This window comes from Methanothermobacter sp., from assembly GCF_049720995.1.
Taxonomy (GTDB): Archaea; Methanobacteriota; Methanobacteria; order Methanobacteriales; family Methanothermobacteraceae; genus Methanothermobacter.
On record NZ_JBNASF010000011.1, the window covers coordinates 22,230 to 38,387 of the forward strand.

General features: G+C 50.8%; 17 protein-coding genes. 13 read left to right on the forward strand and 4 right to left on the reverse strand.

What is annotated here, in order from left to right; all coding sequences use genetic code 11:
* Positions 1–381: 381 nt before the first annotated feature.
* On the forward strand, positions 382–531 hold the full coding sequence (locus ACPLJI_RS04780; protein WP_424730943.1) for a hypothetical protein: 150 nt from the start codon (positions 382–384) through the stop codon (positions 529–531).
* Positions 532–748: 217 nt separating this feature from the next.
* Here the strand turns inward: ACPLJI_RS04780 and ACPLJI_RS04785 are convergent, their stop codons facing one another.
* Positions 749–1,672: a hypothetical protein gene (locus ACPLJI_RS04785; protein WP_424730944.1), complete on the reverse strand. Its 924-nt coding sequence runs from the start codon at positions 1,670–1,672 to the stop codon at positions 749–751.
* 106 nt (positions 1,673–1,778) lie between these two features.
* On the opposite strand from ACPLJI_RS04785, the gene ACPLJI_RS04790 reads away from it, so the two are divergent.
* Complete coding sequence (locus tag ACPLJI_RS04790; protein WP_424730945.1) at positions 1,779–2,408, forward strand: hypothetical protein; 630 nt, start codon at positions 1,779–1,781, stop codon at positions 2,406–2,408.
* A gap of 13 nt (positions 2,409–2,421) precedes the next feature.
* Here ACPLJI_RS04790 and ACPLJI_RS04795 read toward each other — a convergent pair whose 3' ends face one another.
* The 3 genes from ACPLJI_RS04795 to ACPLJI_RS04805 form a co-directional block, all read right to left on the reverse strand.
* Entirely contained in the window at positions 2,422–3,831 is a 1,410-nt protein-coding gene (locus tag ACPLJI_RS04795; RefSeq protein ID WP_424730946.1) for a replication factor C large subunit, read from the reverse strand.
* A 12-nt stretch (positions 3,832–3,843) separates the two neighbouring features.
* Positions 3,844–4,797, reverse strand: coding sequence for a replication factor C small subunit (locus ACPLJI_RS04800; protein WP_300478044.1), 954 nt, complete (start codon positions 4,795–4,797; stop codon positions 3,844–3,846).
* A gap of 134 nt (positions 4,798–4,931) precedes the next feature.
* A complete protein-coding gene (locus ACPLJI_RS04805) occupies positions 4,932–5,780 on the reverse strand; it encodes a shikimate dehydrogenase (RefSeq protein WP_424731022.1) in 849 nt (282 codons plus the stop codon).
* Between the two features lie 158 nt (positions 5,781–5,938).
* On the opposite strand from ACPLJI_RS04805, the gene ACPLJI_RS04810 reads away from it, so the two are divergent.
* From ACPLJI_RS04810 to thrC, 11 genes are all read left to right on the forward strand, one after another.
* Positions 5,939–6,601: an RNA ligase partner protein gene (locus ACPLJI_RS04810; protein ID WP_424730947.1), complete on the forward strand. Its 663-nt coding sequence runs from the start codon at positions 5,939–5,941 to the stop codon at positions 6,599–6,601.
* A 49-nt stretch (positions 6,602–6,650) separates the two neighbouring features.
* The gene (hisS, locus tag ACPLJI_RS04815; protein WP_424730948.1) at positions 6,651–7,934 is read left to right on the forward strand and encodes a histidine--tRNA ligase; all 1,284 of its coding nucleotides are present in this window, start codon (positions 6,651–6,653) and stop codon (positions 7,932–7,934) included.
* Between the two features lie 67 nt (positions 7,935–8,001).
* Positions 8,002–8,406, forward strand: coding sequence for a phosphoribosyl-AMP cyclohydrolase (gene hisI, locus ACPLJI_RS04820; protein WP_424731023.1), 405 nt, complete (start codon positions 8,002–8,004; stop codon positions 8,404–8,406).
* Positions 8,407–10,239, forward strand: coding sequence for a PINc/VapC family ATPase (locus ACPLJI_RS04825; RefSeq protein WP_424730950.1), 1,833 nt, complete (start codon positions 8,407–8,409; stop codon positions 10,237–10,239).
* 8 nt (positions 10,240–10,247) lie between these two features.
* On the forward strand, positions 10,248–10,994 hold the full coding sequence (locus ACPLJI_RS04830; protein WP_424730951.1) for a sugar phosphate isomerase/epimerase family protein: 747 nt from the start codon (positions 10,248–10,250) through the stop codon (positions 10,992–10,994).
* 56 nt (positions 10,995–11,050) lie between these two features.
* Complete coding sequence (gene npdG / locus ACPLJI_RS04835) at positions 11,051–11,725, forward strand: NADPH-dependent F420 reductase (protein WP_424730952.1); 675 nt, start codon at positions 11,051–11,053, stop codon at positions 11,723–11,725.
* 26 nt (positions 11,726–11,751) lie between these two features.
* Positions 11,752–12,336, forward strand: coding sequence for a 6-phospho-3-hexuloisomerase (hxlB, locus tag ACPLJI_RS04840; RefSeq protein ID WP_424730953.1), 585 nt, complete (start codon positions 11,752–11,754; stop codon positions 12,334–12,336).
* Positions 12,337–12,467: 131 nt separating this feature from the next.
* Positions 12,468–12,974: a tRNA-intron lyase gene (endA, locus tag ACPLJI_RS04845; protein WP_424730954.1), complete on the forward strand. Its 507-nt coding sequence runs from the start codon at positions 12,468–12,470 to the stop codon at positions 12,972–12,974.
* Positions 12,975–12,989: 15 nt separating this feature from the next.
* The gene (locus tag ACPLJI_RS04850; protein WP_424730955.1) at positions 12,990–14,084 is read left to right on the forward strand and encodes a tryptophan--tRNA ligase; all 1,095 of its coding nucleotides are present in this window, start codon (positions 12,990–12,992) and stop codon (positions 14,082–14,084) included.
* The gene (locus ACPLJI_RS04855) at positions 14,074–14,718 is read left to right on the forward strand and encodes a stage II sporulation protein M (RefSeq protein WP_424730956.1); all 645 of its coding nucleotides are present in this window, start codon (positions 14,074–14,076) and stop codon (positions 14,716–14,718) included. The genes ACPLJI_RS04850 and ACPLJI_RS04855 overlap by 11 nt, the downstream gene beginning before the upstream one ends.
* Before the next feature lie 66 nt (positions 14,719–14,784).
* Positions 14,785–15,990, forward strand: coding sequence for a threonine synthase (gene thrC / locus ACPLJI_RS04860; protein ID WP_424731024.1), 1,206 nt, complete (start codon positions 14,785–14,787; stop codon positions 15,988–15,990).
* Positions 15,991–16,158: the final 168 nt, after the last annotated feature.

Sequence of the window (16,158 nt, forward strand, 5' to 3'; positions counted from 1 at the left end):
GGCTGAATACCTTTTACTGAATTCATGGTTCTAAGATAAGCTTTAACATGAATCCCTAGGAAGTTACTGGCCATCTTCATTTTGTTTTTCCTGTAATGTTGAGGAGAATCAGGGGACTGCGATGAGTATGTAATCAAGTGCATGGAGAGGTCTCAGGGAGAGTCCAGCCAGGATAAGGAGGATAATCACAGCATTCAAGGATGAGGAACCATGGTATGGAACCGGCGAATGTGTGGATAATGCGGTCCATCCTGGCTATACCTGCGGGGAGGGATATGGGGGTTCTGATAAACGTCAGCACCCCCTGAGATAAGAATGGTATCATGCCCGTAACCCTCAAACCATTCATCGGCTGAGTTTGCCATCTGTTATCATGATGCAGTGGCCATACCTCGCAGGGAAGGGACAACCGCCCTTAAAACCTGCAATATAGGCGAGAGGGGAACCCAGAGGTTACCCGTTGTAACTGTAATTACAGCGCCAGTGAGGGCCAGATTACGCTGCCATGCCATGTATCCGCTGAATGGCTAACTCACCTGGAACTGGTAATAAATGCACTTTCAGGGTCCTGAGAATAAACTATACAGGAATACAACCTCAACAACAAGGACTAAGAGGAGGACGATGATGGGTTCATGAGAAAAACTATACAGGAATACCCGGTTTCCTCCACATCACAGAATCTTTAGAGGTCAGGTTAAGCATGAGACCCTTTATCCCATGTGAATTTTTCATTGGGACATGTTTTCTATGAAAATCTATGGAATAAGTGTGGCCTGAAACCCAGTCCCAGCAGGATTTTCTTGTCATCATCCTTTAATTTGTGCTCTGAAGTTGGGGGAACAGGTTTCCCACCCCTTGCAAGTATCACACCACCCCTCCTCTGGGCCCCAATGAATTTACCGGCACTTCCATTCACTATGAGGTAACCGTCCCTCATGTCTATGCCTGAGAAGTCATCACAGTCACCATCTATGATAACCGTTCCCCCACTCAGGAGTGCCCCTGTATTTTTACCGGCGTTACCATTCACCCGGACTGTCCCATGCCTCATGAGTATACCTGTTGATAGATCCACGTCCCCGTTGTGGATCACCTCGGCGTCAACATCAAGCCTGGCACAGAGCGTGTCCCTGACATGACCATCATCTATGACCATCCTGCCGGGGGTGAATGTAAAATTAACCGGTTTTTCACCCCCAAGATCCGATTTGAGGATGTCAGTTACTGATCGGAACTTCTTATAGCCCCTTCTATCAGATTTAACCTCAACCACGTTTCCCACAGGGTCCTTAACCTTCCCCTTAACATAGATCGTGCCTGAGACCATGCTGATACCCATACGGGTGTCCACGTCCCCCTCAACGGTCAGGACCCCCGTATCCAGGGCGCCGCCAGTCCCCCCGAAGTATGCAAGGTCCGCCCCCATGCTCGATGCGAGCCTGTGGCCGGCATCCCCCCTCACAACCACCTCACCTCCACCCTTGAGGTGTTCAACAACATCCCTGAAGGTTAAGGATGTGCCTGGAATCCTGTCCTCAGGATCAAGCTTCTCACCCCTGTGCTGCCAGTGGAAGTTGTAGGTGAAATCTGCGATGCAGTCCACCGGACCGTCGGGTTCAAATTCAATAACTTCCCTTTCATCCCTCCTCCTTCCAAGAAATCCAAACATGAGAGCACCCCACATATTTATTACTCCTACCACAGATTTATGTATCCCATACAATTAAGTTCCTTTCTGTTCTATCAATCAAGAGGATGGTAACTTGCCCGCTAAAATGGAGATACTCAGAGCCCTATCTGAACTGGGAGTGGATACAAGGTTTGTAAGTGTGACAGACAGTGAGGTCCTCATAAACAACCTGCGGTTCTCAAGGTTCTCAAGGAGGAGGGAGGAGGAGTTCAATTCAAGGTACCCTGAGATCAGGGTTGTGAGGTCAGGGATCTTCCAGAGGATATGTTCAAGGGCATCCAGGGTCCTTGCATCAACCCTGAGGCCCCGGGTGGGTGTGAGGATCAGGGCTGAGGGTGAGATGGCCCATGCGCTCCATGTGATCCTTGAACCCTACACAAGAAAGTACGGCATAAAGATCGGTGAGGGGGAGGTCACGGCGCTTCCCGCCACACTGGATCACTCCATTGCAGCTGCACTTGAGGATATGGTGAGGGGTGAGCGTATAAGGTACCATCACAGGTCAACATCCACCGTCATATACCCCCTCTCAACTGTGCCTTCAGGGTGGATTGAATCATGGCTTGGTACTGAAATCACCATCACAGGGAACCCCATCGTGGCGGAATTCATGGAGTTCTTCAATGAGAATGTGCCCCAGTTCAGGGATAAGATGAGAAAGTCCCTTGAGTTCATAGGGGAGGATGTTTTTTCACAGAGAAAAAATAGGGGGTGAATGAACTCACAGATCACCCTGAGAACTGGAAGAGCGAAGTCTGCTTCTCACGAGGCTTTTTATTATCTGAATCTGATCCAGAGGATTTATCATTGGATTCACCTGTTTTACCTTCAGTTGACTTACTGCCTCTCTCCACCCCCCCGGACTTCTTCCTTTGGGTGTAAAGTGGTCCGGTCTTATCAGACTTTTTACGTGTCTTCTTGGCTTTGGGAGCCTTTATCTTCCTTTTTCTGAACAGTTTAACCTCTTCGTCTGTGAGTTCAAGGAATTCCTTCATCTCATAGGCCATTTCATCGTTCTCGAATATTATCTCCATGTAGGGGAACATTGAAATTGCAACCTTTGGTGATATGTGCATCTTCTCAGCCATCTTACCTGCAACACTGTCACGGAGGTTCCTCTGCTTTCGTGTTCTTCCAAGTAACCTGAAGGAGGATGAACCTGTGTACCTGACGAATTTCCTGTAGGTCTTCTCCTTTGAGAGGGCGACACCGGGACCCATGAGATCCGAGGCGTAGCGCCAGTAGGTGTAGTTCCTGCTTCTCACAGCACGGCCAAAGAATATATCTGCATGGGATAGCATGTCATAGGCCCTGCTGATCTCCTCTGGCTTCTCATATTCCCTTGGAACATTCTCCGCAATGAATTCAAGTACAAGTGTCGGGTCATCATCCACCCTCATGGCATCCCGGATCTTTGAGACGTTGCGGCTCTTCAGCACGGCCCTCACAGCATCAAAGAGGCTGGATGTGGAATCCTTCTCACCCATGCTGAGGAGTTCCTCACCAACGCGCTCCTCACCACCGGCCACCGCCTCAAGGTCATTGATTGCTGAACGGAGATCTCCATGGGACCTCTTTGCAAGTTCCTTGAGGACATCATCGGGGCAGTCAATACCCTCTGCAAGGCATATCCTTTTCAGGGCCGCGGCTATGGATGATGTGTGGACCTTCCTGATGTTTATGACCTTACACTTTGGTTTGATGCTCTGAAGCCTCTTGCTGTAGGGGTCATTGGCGGTTAACACAATGGGGTGGCGGCTCTCCCTGAGTATCCTGTTTATGGCCTGGACACCGCCCCGGTCCTCGTTGCCGTGTATACCATCCACCTCGTCGAGGATGATCAGTTTGAGGTCATGGTTGAAGAGGGAGCGCGTGGCTGACGCCTCACCGGCCGTCCTCATTATGGCATCCTGTGAGCGCTTGTCACTGGCATTGAGTTCAAGGGTGTCTGAGAATTCCCTCCCTATTATGTGTGCTATGGTTGTCTTTCCGGTACCTGGCGGGCCCACCAGGAGGAGGGGTGGCTGGGGCTCACCGGCCTTCCAGCCATTGATCCACTCCTTTATCTCGGCTATGGCCTTCTGGTTCCCGGCCACCTCATTGAAGGTCATGGGCCGGTACTTCTCTGTCCATGGCATTGAGATACCCTCTTAATGTTCAAGGAACCTTGCAAGGAGGGCTTCGAGCTGTATCCTCGGATTGGCACCCTCCCTTATCCTGAAGTCGTACTCTCCAACAGCCTCGATGAGCTTTATGTACCTCTCACCCTCAATGGATCCCTCCATGGCGAGCCTTGAGAGTTCCTGGTAGATCTGGGTGACCATGTCCTCACCGCTTATACCCTGGAGGACCATGATCTCCCTTAGCATGTCCCTTGCCTCCATGAACTTCCCGTCGAGGATGGTCATTATCATCTTCCGCACATCCTTTGGCCTGGCCCTTGAGACCACCTCGTAGATGCTGGATTCTGTTATCCTCTCACCCAGGGAGGCCGCTGACTGGAGGATGTTTATGGCCTTCCTGAGGTCACCCTCTGCAAAGTATACCACGGTATCAAGGGCCTGGGGCTCATATTCCAGCCCCTCCTGCTCTGCGATGTACTCCAGGCGGCTGATTATGTGGCGGCCCTTAAGCGGGAGGAACCTGAAGATGGCGCACCTTGACTGTATGGGGTCTATGATCTTTGAGGAGTAATTACAGGAGAGTATGAATGAGGATGTCTTGGTGTACATCTCCATCTCCCTCCTGAGGGCATGCTGGGCGTCCTTTGTCATGTTGTCAACCTCGTCAAGGAATATTATCCTGAAGGGCGCCCCCACAGGTTTCAGGCGGCAGAAGTTCTTTATGCTGGTCCTCACGGTATCTATGCCCCTGGCATCTGAGGCGTTAAGCTCCAGGAAGTTCTGCCTCCAGTACTCCCCGAGGATCTCCCTTGCAAGGGCAAGGGCCGTTGTGGTTTTACCAACACCTGCCGGCCCTGTGAACATGAGGTTGGGCATGCTCTTCTCTTCAACGTAGCGTTTGAGGCGTGGTATTATGTGCTCCTGGCCAACGATATCATCAAGTTTCTGTGGTCTGTACTTCTCTACCCAAGGTCCATTCATAAGATCACCGGTAATGGTTAAGAATTATCTTTCAGCAGGATCAGGATTGGGGTTAACATTTCTGGATAATGTGATATATCCTTCTTTCTGAAGGGGTTAATGGTCACCCACTCTGTGGCTGACATTCATTGGGGTTACACCCCATTAAGGGCGTCAAGAAGGGCATGTTCCATGACATCCAGGGGAGGCTCCCTCCCGGTCCATATCCTGAAGGCCTCAGCACCCTGATAGAGGAGCATCCTGATACCTGAAACCGGAACCGCGCCTGCTGCCATGGCCTCCCTCAGGAGGACTGTCTCCGGGGGATTGTAGACAAGGTCATATACAACGAGGCCCTCATGCATGCTTTCAGCTCTTACAAGGGGTTCATCATCCATGTGCGGGTACATCCCGACCGGTGTTGTGTCTATGAGGATATCTGCCCCCTCCACACAGCGGGGTATGAGTTCGTAGCCACCATGTTTTACCTCAATATCGAGGGCCCCCTTCATATCCTCTGCAAGGGCCCTGGCCCTTTCAGGGGTCCTGTTGAGTACTGTCACCATGGCCCCCTCCACTGCGAGCTTGAATGCGCAGGCCCTTGCAGCCCCACCAGCGCCAAGTATGATGACAGAGGACCCATCAACGGATGTAACCTCCTCAAGGGCCATCAGGCAGCCAGAGGCATCTGTATTGTATCCCTTTATGGTTTCACCCTCAAACTTCAGGGTGTTCACTGCCCCGATGAGGGAGGCTGTTTCATCAATCTCACTGATGTATTCAGTGACAGACTCCTTGTGGGGTATTGTGACATTCACACCCCTGACATTGAGGGCTCCAAGGCCCCGAACAGCTTCTTCAAGCCCTGATGGTTTCACAGGGAAGGGTACATAGGCCCAGTCCATTCCAAGGGATTTGAATGCCGCGTTGTGCATCTGTGGTGAGAGGCTGTGGGTGAGGGGGTAACCTATTATTCCCGTGAGCTGTGTATTGCCGGTTATCAGTTTATCACAACCATCATCCAGTTCCTGGCCTGTTCCTGGCTTCATTTCAGAATTATTCTCATCTCTCAGTTTATCACCTTTTCCTCTGCAATATTTATTTATCATCAGCGATAAATATTGTTTCCATCAGTTACCCATCTTGAGTGGGAGTGTGTGACATGCTTGCCAAGCAGAGATTTGTCCTTGATACAACGGCCTTTACAGATAACCAGCTCCGGGAGATGCTGGGTGACGGTGACCTCAACAGGTCGGTGGATGTCATGCTTGATATCATTGCAAGGAGCAGGATAAAGCTCAACATAAGCTGTCACATGCCCCCCATAACCTACAAGGAATTCACCGACTACATGACACGGTATGAATGCCCCGAGGAGACCCTGGTGAAGGCCGAGACATGGATAGTCAAGAAGACACCAAACCGCTACGACACCCAGATACCCTCCCAGATATTCTACGAATACGTCCATGATATAAGGGAGAGGATGAACAAGGGGCTCCGGATTTCAGAGACCCTCCTCTGGGAGGCGGGGATACAGTCCATAATCATGGCATCCCGTGGAGTCAATAAGATTGAGATTGAGGGTGAGGTGCTCGGGAAGGCCATAAAGGACCTCAGGAAGAAGTACCGTTCAGCCCTCAGGAAGGGGACTCTTGACAGTGCCCCGGACCTTGACGTCCTCCTTCTTGCCAAGGAGCTCGGTGCCGGTGTTGTGGCTGCTGATGATGGTATAAGGGTCTGGGCAGAGCGTCTGGGGCTGAGGTTCCTGAATGCAACATCCTTCCCCAAGATGCTCAAGGAATACCTTAAATATTATGAATGATGAATCTCCTATCATCCTCTTTATCATTTTTACTGGAGGAATTACTGCCATGGATATATCAAGACCGCGAGGAACCAGAGATTTTCTTTTCGCTGAGATGAGAAACAGGAAAGAGGTTGAAAACGTACTGAGAAGGACATTTGAGACCTACGGCTACCATGAGATCAAAACACCCATCTTTGAGGACCTCAAACTCTTCACAGTAAAATCCGGTGAGGAGGTGGTGAACCAGATCTACCACTTCACAGATAAGGGTGGCCGGGAACTTGCACTGAGACCGGAACTCACAGCACCGGTCGCCAGGCTCTACATGAATGAGATGCAGCGTGATCCCAAACCTATAAAGATGTACTACTTCGGCAGCTGCTTCAGATATGAGAGGCCACAGGCGGGCCGATTCAGGCAGTTCTGGCAGTTCGGCTGTGAACTGATAGGGGGAAGGTCACCGCTTGCAGAGGCAGAGATCATAACCCTTGCAGCGGAGTCCCTCCGGAGACTTGGACTTGAGGGCTTCGAGGTCCACGTTGGGCACCTTGGAATCCTCAGGGGCATCCTTGGCAGGGAGAACATAGAGGATGAACTCCAGGACAGGATAATGGGTATAATAGATAAGGGCGACGTGGATGAACTCGAATCCTGCCTTGAAGGGGTTGAAATATCCTCTGAGAGTAGGGATATCCTCATAAGCCTCATAGGCACACAGGGGGGTTCTGAGGTACTTGATGATGTCAGGGAGCTCCTTGAGGGTTACTCAGAGTCCCTCAGGGCCCTCGAGGAGTTCTCTGAACTTGTGGATACCCTTGGGCATTTTGGTCTTGAGGAGTACCATGTGAACCTTGGAATCGCAAGGGGACTTGACTACTACACCGGTGCAGTATTTGAGATTTATGTTCCCAGACTCGGCGCCCAGCGACAGATCTGTGGCGGCGGCACATACAACCTTGTTGAAACCTTTGGAGGCGAAAGGGTTGAATCAACGGGCTTTGCATTTGGCTTCGATCGCCTCATGAATGCCCTTGAAATGGATGAGGGGAACATGAGGATGGTTGACGTCTTCGTGATACCCATACATGAATCAACACTCCCTGAGGCGGTCAGGATCACACAGGAACTCAGAACTGAGGGTGTATCGGCTGACATGGATCTGGCAGGGAGAAAACTCCGCAAGGCACTTTCCTATGCTGATAACCTCGGGGCAAGGTTCGTGGTCCTCACAGGTGAAAGGGACCTCCAGGAGGGTAAGGTCACATTGAGGGACATGGAGGACGCTTCACAGGAGGCTGTGGATAGAACTGAGGTTGTGGATAGGTTGAGGAAGCTCTGCTGTGAATGAAGGTTTTGAATGTCGTTTCAGGTTGTGGACTGGGTTTGAAGATGGTTAAAGATGAAAAGTAGAATAAATCAAGGGAGATGTTAACATTTTAAATTTCAGACATAGTATCAATGGCGAGGACCTCATAATTGCAGTGGCACAGGACCACAGGACAGGTGAGGTCCTCATGGTGGCCTACATGAACCGTGAGGCCCTCGAAAGGACACTGGAGACAGGACTGGCCCACTACTGGAGCACTTCCCGTGGGAAACTCTGGCTCAAGGGTGAGAGTTCGGGACACCTCCAGAGGGTCATGGATGTCCTTGTGGACTGTGACGCCGACGCAGTTGTGCTGAAGGTGGAACAGGAGGGGGGTGCCTGCCACACAGGTTACCGGTCCTGCTTCTACCGCAGCATTGATGGAGATGAACTCAGGGTCAGGGAGGACGCCGTAAGGGTCTTTGATCCTGATGAGATATATGGAGATGGTTAGATGAAAATCGTTCCAGATACAAGTGTTATAGTTGATGGGCGGATCACCGGCATAGTTCAGGAGGAGGAGTTCAGGGGCAGCGAGGTGATAGTGCCCGAGGCAGTTGTATCTGAACTTGAATACCAGGCCAACCGTGGAAGGGAAACCGGGTTCAATGGCCTTGAGGAGCTGAAGAACCTCCAGAGGCTCCACAAGGAGAACATAATATCAATGATCTTTGTGGGGCGCCGCCCAACAGTGGATGAGATCTCACTCTCAAGGGGCGGTGAGATAGACGCCATGATAAGGGCAACCGCAAGGGAGTACGATGCGCTCCTCATAACCAGCGACAGGGTGCAGGCAGAGGTCGGAAAGGCCCAGGGACTTGACGTGTTCTACATTAAACCCGAGGTCCTGGAGTATGAGGAACTTGAGATAAGCAGGTACTTCGATGATTACACCATGTCGGTGCACCTGAAGGAGAACGTTGTACCCATGGCCAAGAAGGGGCGGCCAGGGGAAATAAGACTGGTTAAAATAGGCAACAAGCCACTTAAACATGCAGATATAAGCAGGATGGCCCGTGAGATAGTTGAAAGAGCCAAGAGCGACTTCAAAAGCTTCATTGAGATAGAGATGGAGGGCGCCACTGTGGTCCAGTTCAGGGAGTACAGGATATCAATAGCAAGGCCGCCCTTCTCAGAGGCCTTTGAGATAACCGCCGTGAGGCCTGTTGCCAGGGTATCCCTGGAGGACTACAGGCTCTCAGAGAGGCTGATTGATAGGCTGAGGGACACTGCCAAGGGGGTCCTGATAGCAGGTGCACCCGGGGCAGGTAAGAGTACATTTGCCCAGGCAGTGGCAGAGTTCTACAGCAGGGAGATGAGGGCGGTTGTGAAGACCATGGAGTCCCCCAGGGACCTCCAGGTGGGTGACGAGATAACCCAGTACGCGCCCATTGAACGGGATATGCAGAAGACAGCTGACATACTGCTCCTTGTAAGGCCAGACTACACGATCTATGATGAACTCAGGAAGACCCGCGACTTCAGGATCTTTGCGGATATGAGACTTGCAGGTGTGGGCATGGTGGGGGTTGTCCATGCCACAAGACCCATAGATGCCATACAGAGGATCCTGGGCAGGGTGGAGCTTGGTGTGATACCCTCAGTGGTTGACACAACCATATTCATTGAGGACGGGGAGGTTAAGGCGGTCTATGATGTATCCCTAACCGTCAAGGTCCCCACAGGTATGCAGGAGGCCGACCTTGCAAGGCCGGTCATAGAGATAAGGGACCTTGAGTCAGGTGAGCTCATGCATGAGATATACACCTACGGTGAGCAGACGATAGTGATGGATGTCTCAAAGGCGGCTCCAGGAGGTCGGAAACCATCGGCCCACAGGATAGCTGAGAGGGAAATCGAGAGGGAGTTCCGCAAGAGACTACCAGGTGCAAGGGTCAGGGTTGAACTGGAATCCGATGAGAGGGCAAGGGTATGGATAGAGGAGAAGTACATCCCCCAGGTCATAGGCAAGAAGGGAAAGACCATCGAGGAGATCGAAAAGAACATCGGTATAAGTATCGGTGTTGAGCCACTTGAGGAGCGGGAACTTGAGGAGACTGTTGAGGTTCCGGTGGAACTTGCAGGAAACTATGTGGTCCTCAACTTTGGCAGGGATGCCGTGGGTGTTTCATTCGACATACTGGTTGAGGACGAGTACCTCTTCACAGCAACGGTGGGTAAGAAGGGCACCATAAAACTCAGGAGGGACATAGAACTTGCAGATATAATCATGGAGGCGGTGAAGAGGGATGTACCTGTAAGGGCAAGGGTGCGACCAGAGGCCTAGGTGATCTGATGAGGATAGGTGTCTCAACACTTGCACTCTCCCCATTTTCACTGGAGGAGATGCTCACCTGGATTGAGGATGCAGGGGCAGATTGCTGTGAGATAATCTATGAGTACCCCCTGGATAACGTGGAGGTGGCTGATTCCTTCAGCCTGGATTTCACGGTGCATGCACCAATCTCGGACATAAACATAGCATCACTCAACAGGGGGATCAGGGAGGCTTCCATAGCTGAGGTTAAATCTGCGGTTGACCTTGCAGCTGAACTCGACTCTGAGGTGGTTGTCGTGCACCCGGGCAGTGTCCCCTTCCTTGGAAGACCCCACAGGGACCTCATAGTTCAGCGAAACCTTGAATCACTTTCAGTGATATCTGAATATGCAGAGGATAGGGGTGCCGGAATCTACCCTGAGAACATGCCCTGCCTTGAGGGTCCTCTTCTCAGGGAACTTGAGGAGCTCTGGTGGCTTGCAGATGAACTTGAAATCCAGGTGACACTTGACGCTGCCCACGCAGCAACCATGGGGTACAGTGAAGAGGAGATGGTGTCCTCGAGGGTGGGGCACGTCCACCTATCCGACAACAACGGTGAGGTTGACAGCCATGATGCCCTTGGCGATGGTTCACTGGATTTCAGGACCATTATTGATGGTTTAAGTGGAATCGGTTACAGAGGTATTCTCACGGTTGAGGTTAAAACACCCGCGGAGGTTGAGAGGAGTATTGAATTCCTTAAGGGGATCACTGAGCGGTAATCATATCATATCTAGGAGTATTGATTTCATGGGAATGAGGTAATAATGGTGATATTATGAAGATCGCAGTTCTTGGTGGAACAGGTGACCAGGGCCTTGGAATCGCCCTGAGACTTGCATTAGCAGGAGAAGAAATAATCATAGGTTCAAGGGATGCTGAAAAGGCTGTCAGTGCAGCTCAAAGGGTCCTTGAAATCGCTGGAAGAGATGACCTGAAGGTCAGAGGTGCCACAAATGATGAGGCCGCTGAGGAGGCTGATGTGGCAATCCTTACAGTGCCGCTGCAGGCACAGATGGCCACACTGGGCTCAGTTAAGGATGCAATTAAGGGTAAGGTGCTCATAGATGCCACGGTCCCCATTGACAGCTGCCTTGGGGGCTCAGCGGTGAGGTACATTGACCTCTGGGACGGCTCAGCAGCTGAGAGGGCTGCAAGGTTCCTTGAGGATCAGGGCACAAGGGTTGCGGCGGCATTCAATAATATAAGTGCATCAGCCCTCCTTGACATAACAGGACCCGTGGACTGTGACTGTCTCATCGCCTCTGACCACAGGGATGCCCTTGATATCGCATCTGAACTTGCAGAGAAGATAGATGGTGTGAGGGCCATTGACTGCGGCGGCCTTGAAAATGCACGGGTCATTGAGAAGATAACACCGCTGCTTATAAACCTCAACATCAAAAACAGGATAAGGAATGCAGGTATAAGGATTACGAACCTGCCTGAATGATAGGAAATAATATAAAGTTGATTGCAATGGAGATACTGAAAAACACTGTCCATAAGATAACTGAACATGCCATAAACGCCATTGAAAAGGTTGACGAGTCTGAACTTGAGCAGATGATAACCAGGATAATGGATGCCAGGGCTGTCTTCATCGTCGGCACAGGGAGGTCGGAGCTTGTTGGAAAGGCCTTTGCAATGAGGCTCATGCACCTTGGATTCACAGTTTACGTTGTTGGGGATGTTACAACACCTGCAATAAGTGATGAGGACTGTCTCATTGCGATTTCAGGGTCAGGTGAAACAAAGACTGTCACCCTGGCAGCCACCACATCAAAGTCTGTTGGGGCAACGGTCATCGCGGTAACCGCAACTCCCCAGTCAACACTGACAGGTTACAGCGACGTTGTAATATGCATACCAAGCAAAACAAAGGAGGCCTGGAAGTACTACACCTCCGGTGTTTTAAGGGGCGACTATGATGACCTCACACCGATGGGCACACTCTTTGAGGACAGCACCCACCTCTTCCTGGATGGGCTCATAGCAGAGTTCATGGCAATCCTTGGAAAGAAGGAGAGGGATCTTAAGGAGAGGCATGCTATTATTGAGTAGGTTCTTCTCTGGAGAGAGGGATCTTAAGGGGCATGCCCCTATTCTGATACATTTTTTTCCAGGCATGCGTTATCTCCAAAACAGAATGATCTGTGTGCATATAAAATTCCATAAATTAGAGGGGTTTATAGATGGAGGGACAGCTGGGAGACGAGGTTGTAACCATAAAACCGGACCCGGATGCAAGGAGGCTGCACGGCAAGAGCCACTACGGTAAACTCTATGAGGACAGACTGCAGATTTCACTGATTGAGGCAGCGCACCTCATGGAGAGGGGTAAACTCACACTTAGGAGGGACGACGATGAGGTCTCAATGGAGGAATTCATATCACTCCTGGCTGAGAGGGGCCTCTACGGCAAGTACCTGGTCTACAGGGACCTCAGAAACAGGGGTTACATCGTAAAAACAGGTTTCAAGTACGGTGCAGAGTTTAGACTGTATGAGAGGGGAGGGGCTCCAGGCAGGACACACTCGGCATACCTTGTGAGGGTTATATCTGAGAATGACACGATCCATGCCCTGGACTTTTCAAGCTACGTTAGGGTGGCCCATGGTGTGAACAAGAAGCTCCTCCTGGCCTTCCTGGATGATGAAGAGGATGTAACCTACTACCTTGTTGACTGGATAAGACCATAAGTGCAGGTGATATGATTGATAGACCCGTGGGGATCAGCAAACCTTGAATACATGGATCTTATTGAAAAATTCGGTGTAAGGCCATTCAGTGAAGTCCTGGAGGATGTACCTGAACCCAGCTGGCTCATGAGGAGGGGTATTGTCTTCGGGCACAGGGACTATGACAGGATAATTGAGGCCATAATGAGTGGCAGTGACTTTGCAGTTGTAACAGGGATGATGCCAAGTGGTAGAATGCACATAGGCCACAAGATGATCGTGGACCAGCTCAGGTGGTACGATAAACTGGGTGCCGAGATATTCATACCGATAGCCGACCTGGAGGCCTACTCGGCCAGGGGCATTGACTTTGAGACCTCAAGGAGGATAGCCATCGAGGAGTACATTGCAGGCTACATTGCACTGGGACTTGACCTCACAAAGGATAACATACACGTCTACCTCCAGTCAGAGAACATCATGGTGGAGGATCTTGCATATGTCCTTGCAGGGAAGGTCAACTTCAATGAACTGAGGGCAATATATGGCTTCACAGGATCAACAAGCATGGCCCACATGTACGCACCCATAATACAGGTTGCAGATATACTCCACCCCCAGCTTGAGGAGCTTGGGGGGCCGAAACCCACCGTTGTCCCTGTTGGCCCTGACCAGGACCCCCACATAAGGCTCACAAGGGACATAGCAGGGAGGTTCAGGGAGAAGTACGGCTTCATTTTACCATCATCAACCTATCACAGATTCATGGGGGGCCTCACCGGCGGCAAGATGTCAAGCAGCAGGCCAAAATCTGCTATCTTCCTGAGTGACACTCCAGAGGAGGCTGAGGAGAAGATAAGGAATGCCAGGACAGGTGGAAGGGAGACCCTTAAGGAGCAGAGGGAACTTGGGGGTGTCCCTGAGGATTGCATAATCTATGAGACCCTCCTCTATCACATGTCGGGATCTGATCCTGAACTTGAGGAGATCTATGAATCCTGCAGAAACGGTACACTTATGTGTGGGGAGTGCAAAAATAATACTGCAGAGTTTATCAGGAAGTTCTTTGAGGAGCTTTCCAGAAAAAGAAAGAAGGCCCTTTCCACTGCGGGGAGGGTGCTTGAGGGGTAAAATGAAGAAGGAGAAGTATGAGGGGACACTGGCTTACCTTATGAGGAGCAATGAGACCTTCATCCTGGCCTCAACCTTCCTGTTCCTCATATCCCTTTTTGCAGGATACGCTTTCTCAGGGGCCATCGAGCCGTTACTGAAGCCAATGATGGATGAGTTCAGAAGGAGCATAGCGGAGGGTGAACTGAAACTCTCAACGGTTTCGATATTCTTTCACAATCTCCAGGCCGCCCTGCTGATCTATGGAGGAGGTCTGCTTCTGGGGGTTTTCACGGCACTGTTCCTTATAATAAATGGTCTTTTCATAGGGTTCTTTGCGTCACAGGCCCCACTGGGGGACTTCATAATTCTGACGGCCCCCCATGGAATATTTGAGATTCCAGGACTGATAATTGCAGGGGCGGCTGGTTTCAGGCTTGCAAGTTTCACCTACCACTTCTTCAGCGACCTCTTCACCGAGACATGGTACGGTTCCTTTATGGAAAGGCTGGTCCATTTCTTCGAGAGGAATCAGGATGAGCTTCAGGAATCCATCATGCTCCTTGGTATAGGGGTTCTGTTCCTTGTGGTGGCGGCATTCGTTGAGGCAAACCTGACACTTGGAATCTACAACTACATAAAGGCATCAATATAGGCAGGGGATCCTCAGGAGGGACCCCCTTGATTTATTCTGATAATACATTCAATGGATGGTGACTATGTGATAAGGTGCATATCATGTGGTAAGGAGTATGAGCTAAACGAGATCATATACACCTGCAGTGAATGCGGGTCAGTACTGGAGGTTGAATGTGAAGTCCAGGTTTCAAGGGACACATTCAGCTGCAGAAGGCAGAACATGTGGAAGTACAGGGAGTTCATGCCTGTGGACCCCTCAAGGATAGTGAGCCTTGATGAGGGGGGAACACCATTTGTCAGGTGCGATAACATTGGGGGAGAACTTGGCATTGAACTCCACGTGAAGGTGGAGGGCTCCAACCCGACAGGTAGCTTCAAGGACAGGGGTATGAGTGTCGGTATCACAAAGGCAGTTGAACTGGGCGTTGATACGGTGGGGTGCGCATCAACCGGCAATACATCTGCTTCCCTCGCAGCCTACGCGGCAAGGGCGGGTCTCGGTTGTGTGGTACTTCTCCCTTCAGGTAAGGTTGCTCTTGGCAAACTTGCACAGGCTATGTTCCATGGTGCCCAGGTTTTATCTGTCAGGGGGAACTTCGATGAGGCCCTTGAGGCGGTAACGGAACTTGCCCTCATGGGGGAACTCTACCTCCTCAACTCGGTTAACCCCTTCAGGCTTGAGGGGCAGAAGACCATAGGCTTTGAGATAGTGGATGACCTTGGCTGGGAGTCCCCGGACCGCATCATCCTCCCTGTTGGTAACGCAGGGAACATATCGGCCATATGGAAGGGTATCTCAGAGTTCCACAGGGCGGGCTTCATTGATGAAAGGCCAATGATGACAGGTATACAGGCAGAGGGTGCCGCACCGGTAGTTGAGGCTTTCCGGAAGGGTAAGATGGAGATTGACCCTGTTAAGAATCCTGAGACTGTTGCAACCGCCATAAGGATTGGGGCGCCTGTGAGTTACCTCAAGGCCCTGAGGGCCATCTATGAGTCAGATGGATATGCTGAGACAGTCACCGATGAGGAGATCCTATCTGCCCAGAAACTCCTTGCAAGGAGGGAGGGTATAGGTGTTGAACCGGCTTCTGCAGCATCCATAGCAGGCTTGCTGAAACTGGTGGAGGAGGGTGTCATTGACAGGGGCGAGCGGGTGGTCTGCGTTGTAACAGGTCATGTACTTAAGGATCCTGACACCGCCATAAGGGCTTCAACAGAACCTGTTGAGGTTGAACCCGATATAAACCAGCTCAGGTCCGTTATAAAGAAAAAGGGGGCAGTATAGAAACTTAAATTTTTTATGAATATTTTTTCTGTTTAAGTTTTTCTATTTTTCATTAAACCACTTGGAGGTTAATCTCTCACCCTCCAGCCACTTGTGAATATACTGATTCTGTTTAGGTGCCCCATGGACCAATAAATGGGCCAGAGAGACCTTCAGATTAGCGATATA